Source organism: Aequorivita sp. CRS11 (assembly GCF_059693805.1).
This window is the reverse complement of the sequence record NZ_JCATIG010000002.1, coordinates 604,157-610,156: the sequence shown is the minus strand read 5'-3', so window position 1 is coordinate 610,156 and position 6,000 is coordinate 604,157. Positions and strand designations below refer to the sequence as shown.

Sequence of the window (6,000 nt, the reverse complement as noted above, 5' to 3'; positions counted from 1 at the left end):
CCGATATGTCACGATATACACCCTCGCGCCCCTACGGGCGCCCAGTGGTTCCCCCTTCGGGGGCTAGGGGGCTGATTTAAGGTGGTTATAGCGACGGGGCTCACCTCTTACCATTCCGAACAGAGAAGTTAAGCCCGTTTGCGCCGATGGTACTGCAATCCTGTGGGAGAGTAGGTCGCCGCCTTCCTTTAAAGTCCTTCATTGAAAAATGAGGGACTTTTTTTATGGGGTAAATCGAAATAGACTAAACTCTTAAAAACAAGGTATCCGGTAAGATGAAAAACGATAGCTGTGTGAGAATCTTAATTCGGCATTAGCAGCTTTCAAAATTTACGACATCTTTCATTATGGTCCTTCGTTGACATAAGAACCCATTTTTATGGAATGAAATACTCATATTGTCAAAAAAATACACTTAAACTTTTTCGTATATATTATATAATTAATATGCGTGGGGTTGAAGGAAAAGAATTGTATATACTCTCTTAAAATTAACCGATATTCTTATGCATTTCCAGTAATAAGTGTTAAGCTTATTAAGTCTTTATATTGCTTCAAATTACTTTATAAAAGATAAGCAATAATAATCCCAATAATTACAGCACTCATTTTGGTAAGATTAAACTTGTGGTTTTTGGAGCTTTCAAAAAGAATTGTAGTTGAAACGTGAAGAAATATACCAATAACTACTGATGTGATTTCAGTTTCATAGTGATGAACAAAACTATAATGGTTTGAAATGTAATTTCCTATTGGCGTCATTAACGCAAAGAAAAAAAGAAATGCCAATGTAATTACACGTTTATAACCAGCGGTAATAAAAAAGAAAGACAGGATTATTGCTACCGGAACTTTATGAACAATCACACCTATTAAAAGATTATTTTCTTCTGAAATGGGAAACCCTTCCATAAAGGCGTGAATACAGAGACTTATAAAAAGTAACCAGGGAAATTTTTTGCTTTCCGTATGCAAATGTACGTGCCCGTGTTCAGCACCTTTTGAAAAGAATTCTAAAAATATCTGCAGTAATATCCCTATCATTATAAAAATGCCAATACGCTTTGAAGGTGTTTCAAAAACGTGGGGAAGCAATTCAAAAACAGTGATGGAAAGTAGAAAAGCTCCACTAAATGCAAGAAATACCTCCATATTCCTAAGTTCTCTTTTCTTAAGGAATAATGCAATTACATACCCAAATGCAACTGACAGGAAGAGCAGTAAATAATTCATCAATTAAAAATTAGTATTAGGCGTTCGGAAGTATTTTTGTCAAATTTATTTAAATGATAATCACCAAATGTATGCTTAAGCTCGATAGAAGCTTCTTCAAAATAACTTTGAAAATCTGCTAAAGTCAATGCTCTCACGCGTTCGGTGAAAAAGTAATCCTCACCGTCATCACTGAATCTTATGTTTTTTACGATATATCCATTTTCTAAATATTTTTCAATATAAAAAAGGATATTGCCCATTTTTTTCTTTTCACTGGGAACCAAATTTTTAATTGCCAATTCCACATTCAGAAAATCGATAACCCCACACCCATTGGGCTTTAGTTCAGTTTTTATTGATTTAATGGTGCGCAGGTTATCTTCTTCGTTTTCGAAATACCCAAAACTGGTGAAAAGATTGAAAACCGCATCAAATTGCTTCGGATAGGGCAGGCACATATCGTGGACTTCAAAGTGAAGGCCCGGTTTTTCATATTGCTTTGCGTGCTGAATGCTTTCTTCGGAAAGATCTACACCCGTAACATCAAAACCTTGTTTGTACAGATATTTTGCGTGGCGACCTTTTCCGCAGGCCAAATCCAAAATAGTATCTTTTGGTTTTAAGCTTAAAAATTCGGTAAGCTGGTTCATAAACAGAGCCGCTTCCCTGTGGTTTCGGTCTTTATAAAGTATGTGGTAATAAGGAGTATTGAACCACGAAGCGTACCAATTATCTTTTTCTTTTTGCATACTTATCGTTTCGCCCTGCTAAAATACTGTATTTTTGTGGCGTTATTAAACTCAAGTTTTTTAATTTCATCAAAATATACAATTAATTAAAAAGTTCCCAGTCTTCACAGGGATGACTTATGACAAAGAATTTTAAAATGGTTGCGAAAACCCTATTCGGGATGGAAGAGTTGCTTGCGCAGGAGCTTCGCCAATTGGGTGCTTCGTCTATTGAAATCGGCACCAGAAATGTTTCGTTTGAAGGTGATACAGGGTTTATGTATAAGGCCAACCTGTGCTGCCGTACTGCCATAAAAATACTGAAACCAATTACCGCTTTCAATATTTTCACCGAAGAAGATCTTTACAAAAAGATTTATGAAATGCCTTGGGAAAATTATATGGATATTAAAGGCACCCTGGCCGTCAATGCTACCGTTTTTTCTGATGTTTTTACGCATTCGCAATATATTGCCCTAAAAACGAAGGATGCCATTGTGGACAGATTTCGCGATAGGGAAGGAGAGCGGCCCGATGTAGATCTGGACCACCCCACACTTCGAATAAATATCCATATTGATAGGAATATCTGTACTGTTTCCCTTGATAGCTCGGGAGAATCGCTGCACAAGCGTGGCTATAAGGTTGAAAGTACGTTGGCACCTATAAATGAAGTGCTTGCGGCAGGAATTATAATGCTTTCTGGTTGGCAGGGGCAATGCAACTTTTTAGACCCGATGTGCGGTGGTGGAACTATGCTAACCGAAGCGGCGATGATAGCCTGCAACATTCCGCCAAACTTGAATCGTGAAGAATTCGGTTTTGAAACTTGGCCAGACTTTGATGTAGATCTTTATGAAAAGATTGAAGAGGCAGCCTTAAAAAAAGTTCGTGATTTTCCGCATAAAATCTATGGTTTTGACACTGATCCGGTTGCTATAAAAAAGGCGAAGGAAAATATCAAAAGCGCCAATCTACAGGATTTTATTGAAGTGAAGCAGCAAGATTTCTTTGAAAGTGAAAAGGAAAATGACAAACCCTTATACATCGTCTTCAATCCTCCGTATGACGAGCGGATCTCGGTAAACGATGTGGAAACATTTTACAGTTCCATTGGAAACACATTAAAACGTGGCTATCCCGGAACTCAGGCATGGATGATTACATCAAATATGGAAGCATTGAAATTTGTTGGACTTCGACCTTCAAAAAAGATAAAACTCTTCAACGGAAAGTTGGAGTCTAAACTGGTGCGTTACGAAATGTACGAGGGTAGTAGAAAAGCGAGTAAACAATAATATTTTTTAAATTACTGATTTTTGTCGGCTTTGGGCGCTTCGGTTTTCTTAAAAATTGGTATCAAGTAAGAAATTGAATATCCATAGCCAACGCCAAACTCACTATAATCATAGGTTCTATTGAAACCGGGAATGTAAAGATTTGCAAAGTTTTCGGGTTCGGTTTCAGAGATTTTTCTTTTAAGCTGTACGTTTAATGACAGATAAAGATTATTTGCTATTTCAGTTTTAATTCCTAAAATAAATTCTGCCCAATGCGCGTTCAGGCCACTGTATTCCTGAGGTGCAAATATTGTTTCGGTTGGAAAGGCGGGATTGTCCGTATAAACTCTGTAACTTAGCAATTCTTGTTTAAAGGTTGAAAAACCATAACGTAAGCCCAGCGTGATTGCATTTTCCATACCTAGCCAGTTTTCATAGGCATTGTAATCAAAACCTATTTTTGCATAGCTTCCACTGGTTTTAGAGGAAACGTATGGCTCATTCCAATCTTTTTTTTCATTTCCTAACTCAATAGCGGCATAAAACTTTTTGGTCACCCTAAAATCACCCATTACCTCAAAACCGGAGTAACCGTCTTCAATTAAAGTGCGTAAGGGTTTTGCAAGATCAACACCTACACGAATTCCAAATTTCTCAATTTTTGGAACGGTATCGGTTTTGGTATTTTCTTGCGCCACAAGTTTGTGTGAGCCGCAGAAAAGACTAATGCAGCACAGTAATATGGGCGCTATTTTCATCATTAACAGTATCTCTTATTATGATAATTTCTTGAATCCAATTTTCTGATCCTTCGTTCTCAAGTATTGCGTCTATGTTTACATATTCCACTTTAAAACCACAGGCGCGGTTTACGTAATTTTCCCTTCGTTGGTAGACAAATGATAATTTATCGATATTGTTGATTGTATCTGAGTTTGAAATAAGGCTTCTCTTAAAAAGGTATTTGGTAGTATCAGAAGCCGAATTGAGCGGAATAAGGATTTCAGCTGTGTTTTCAAACGAAATTACTTCAACAGAATCAATGTTATCTGTAATCACACTCAGTACATTTACATTTTTTGTATTTGAAGGATTTGCAATATCATTAAATACAATAACCAAATTTGCGGTAGTTGCTGTATCAGGAGGGCAAATGTCATCTTTTGTACAGCCTTTAAAAGCATAAGTGATGAGGAGTAGAAAAATTATTCTTTTAACCATTGCTTTTTTTATCGTTTTTCCAAAAGTACAACATTTTCTACGTGGTGCGTCTGTGGAAACATATCAACAGGCTGCACTTTTGTCACTTTATATTTTGCATCCAAAAGGGCCAGGTCACGGGCCTGGGTAGCACTGTTGCAACTTACGTACACAATTTTTTGCGCTTCTAAATTTATAAGCTGTGCCACTACATCAGCGTGCATGCCGTCGCGAGGGGGGTCTGTGATGACAACATCAGGTCGGCCATGAGCAGCAATGAATTCTTCATTGAAAACTTTTTTCATATCGCCTACGTAGAACTCAGCATTATCAATTTTGTTTAACTGTGCATTGGCTTTAGCAGCCTCAATCGCATCTGGTACGGCTTCAACGCCAATAACCTTTTTTGCCTTTTTTGCCACAAATTGTGCAATGGTACCCGTTCCGGTATAAAGATCATAAACCAGTTCATTTCCACTTAAACCTGCAAAATCACGGGTTATTTTGTAAAGCTCAAAAGCCTGTTCGCTATTGGTTTGGTAAAAAGACTTCGCGTTTATTTTAAATTGTAACCCTTCCATTTCCTCAAAAATATGGTCCCTTCCGCAGAAAAGTTCTATGGCCTGGTCGTATAAAGTGTCATTTCCTTTGGAATTGATTACATATAAAAGGGAAGTAATCTGTGGAAATTCTTCGGCAACGGCATTTAGCAACAGTTTTCTATTTTCTTCATCTTCGTGAAAAAATTGTAGCAAAACCATTATCTCTCCCGTTGAAGAAGTACGTATCATCAACGTTCGTAAAAACCCTTCCTGATTTCGTGTATTAAAAAATGAAAGGTTCAATTCTTCTGTCTTTGCTTTTACAAAATCGCGGATTGCATTGCTGGGATCGGCTTGTAAATAACAAATGTCCAGGTCTAAAATTTTGTCCCACATTCCTGGAATGTGAAAACCTAAGGCATTACGGTTTTCTATAATTTCGCCACTTTTAATCTGCTCCAGGGTAAGCCATTTATTATCGCTAAAGGAGAACTCCATTTTGTTACGATAAAAATATTGCTTTTCTGAACCTAAGATAGGTTGAAATTCCGGCAATTCCACCTTCCCAATGCGCTGCAGGTTTTGTGCAACCTCCTTTTGTTTGTAATACAGTTGATGCTCGTAGCCAAGATTCTGCCATTTGCACCCACCGCAGACCCCGAAGTGGGGGCACACGGGCTCAACTCTTTTTTCGGAATATTTTGAAATTGAAGTGACGGAAGCTTCATAAAATGCTTTCTTCTTTTTGAAAGTCTGAACGGTTACCACATCGCCGGGTACAGCATTGTTTATAAAAATCACACGACCATCCGGGGCTTTAGCTACAGCTTTACCTTTAGCGCCAGCATCTACCACTTCAACATTTTCAAAAACCACTCTATTATTTTTTCTTGCCATAGGCGCAAAAATAGCATAATTGTTAGGTTTAAATCCTGTTAAGGCTTCAAAAAATGTGGGATATATTTAGTAATTTGCAACCCACGGATGATTTCTCTCCCTAAAGTAGGAATAACAACTTTTTTACTTCAAAATTAT

6 protein-coding genes and 1 rRNA gene are annotated in these 6,000 nt (G+C 37.5%); 2 read left to right on the top strand and 5 right to left on the bottom strand.

The window, feature by feature from the left end; translation table 11 throughout:
* Positions 1 to 77 precede the first annotated feature (77 nt).
* Positions 78 to 187, top strand: a 5S ribosomal RNA gene (rrf, locus tag AC58DT_RS06015).
* A 377-nt stretch (positions 188 to 564) separates the two neighbouring features.
* Here the strand turns inward: rrf and AC58DT_RS06010 are convergent.
* Both AC58DT_RS06010 and AC58DT_RS06005 read right to left on the bottom strand, forming a co-directional pair.
* Positions 565 to 1,152 carry a ZIP family metal transporter gene (locus AC58DT_RS06010; protein ID WP_497215937.1) on the bottom strand — a complete coding sequence of 196 codons (588 nt, stop codon included), beginning with the start codon at positions 1,150 to 1,152 and terminating at the stop codon, positions 565 to 567.
* A gap of 80 nt (positions 1,153 to 1,232) precedes the next feature.
* Positions 1,233 to 1,964, bottom strand: coding sequence for a class I SAM-dependent methyltransferase (locus tag AC58DT_RS06005; RefSeq protein WP_497215935.1), 732 nt, complete (start codon positions 1,962 to 1,964; stop codon positions 1,233 to 1,235).
* A 119-nt stretch (positions 1,965 to 2,083) separates the two neighbouring features.
* Between AC58DT_RS06005 and AC58DT_RS06000 the strand changes: the two genes are divergently transcribed.
* The gene (locus tag AC58DT_RS06000; RefSeq protein WP_497215934.1) at positions 2,084 to 3,241 is read left to right on the top strand and encodes a THUMP domain-containing class I SAM-dependent RNA methyltransferase; all 1,158 of its coding nucleotides are present in this window, start codon (positions 2,084 to 2,086) and stop codon (positions 3,239 to 3,241) included.
* Between the two features lie 11 nt (positions 3,242 to 3,252).
* Here the strand turns inward: AC58DT_RS06000 and AC58DT_RS05995 are convergent, their stop codons facing one another.
* From AC58DT_RS05995 to rlmD, 3 genes are read right to left on the bottom strand one after another with little or no spacing between them, the layout of a single operon-like run.
* Complete coding sequence (locus AC58DT_RS05995) at positions 3,253 to 3,984, bottom strand: DUF6048 family protein (RefSeq protein ID WP_497215933.1); 732 nt, start codon at positions 3,982 to 3,984, stop codon at positions 3,253 to 3,255.
* On the bottom strand, positions 3,947 to 4,444 hold the full coding sequence (locus tag AC58DT_RS05990; RefSeq protein ID WP_497215932.1) for a DUF6452 family protein: 498 nt from the start codon (positions 4,442 to 4,444) through the stop codon (positions 3,947 to 3,949). The genes AC58DT_RS05995 and AC58DT_RS05990 overlap by 38 nt, the downstream gene beginning before the upstream one ends.
* A gap of 8 nt (positions 4,445 to 4,452) precedes the next feature.
* On the bottom strand, positions 4,453 to 5,862 hold the full coding sequence (rlmD, locus tag AC58DT_RS05985; protein WP_497215930.1) for a 23S rRNA (uracil(1939)-C(5))-methyltransferase RlmD: 1,410 nt from the start codon (positions 5,860 to 5,862) through the stop codon (positions 4,453 to 4,455).
* Between the last annotated feature and the right edge of the window lie 138 nt (positions 5,863 to 6,000).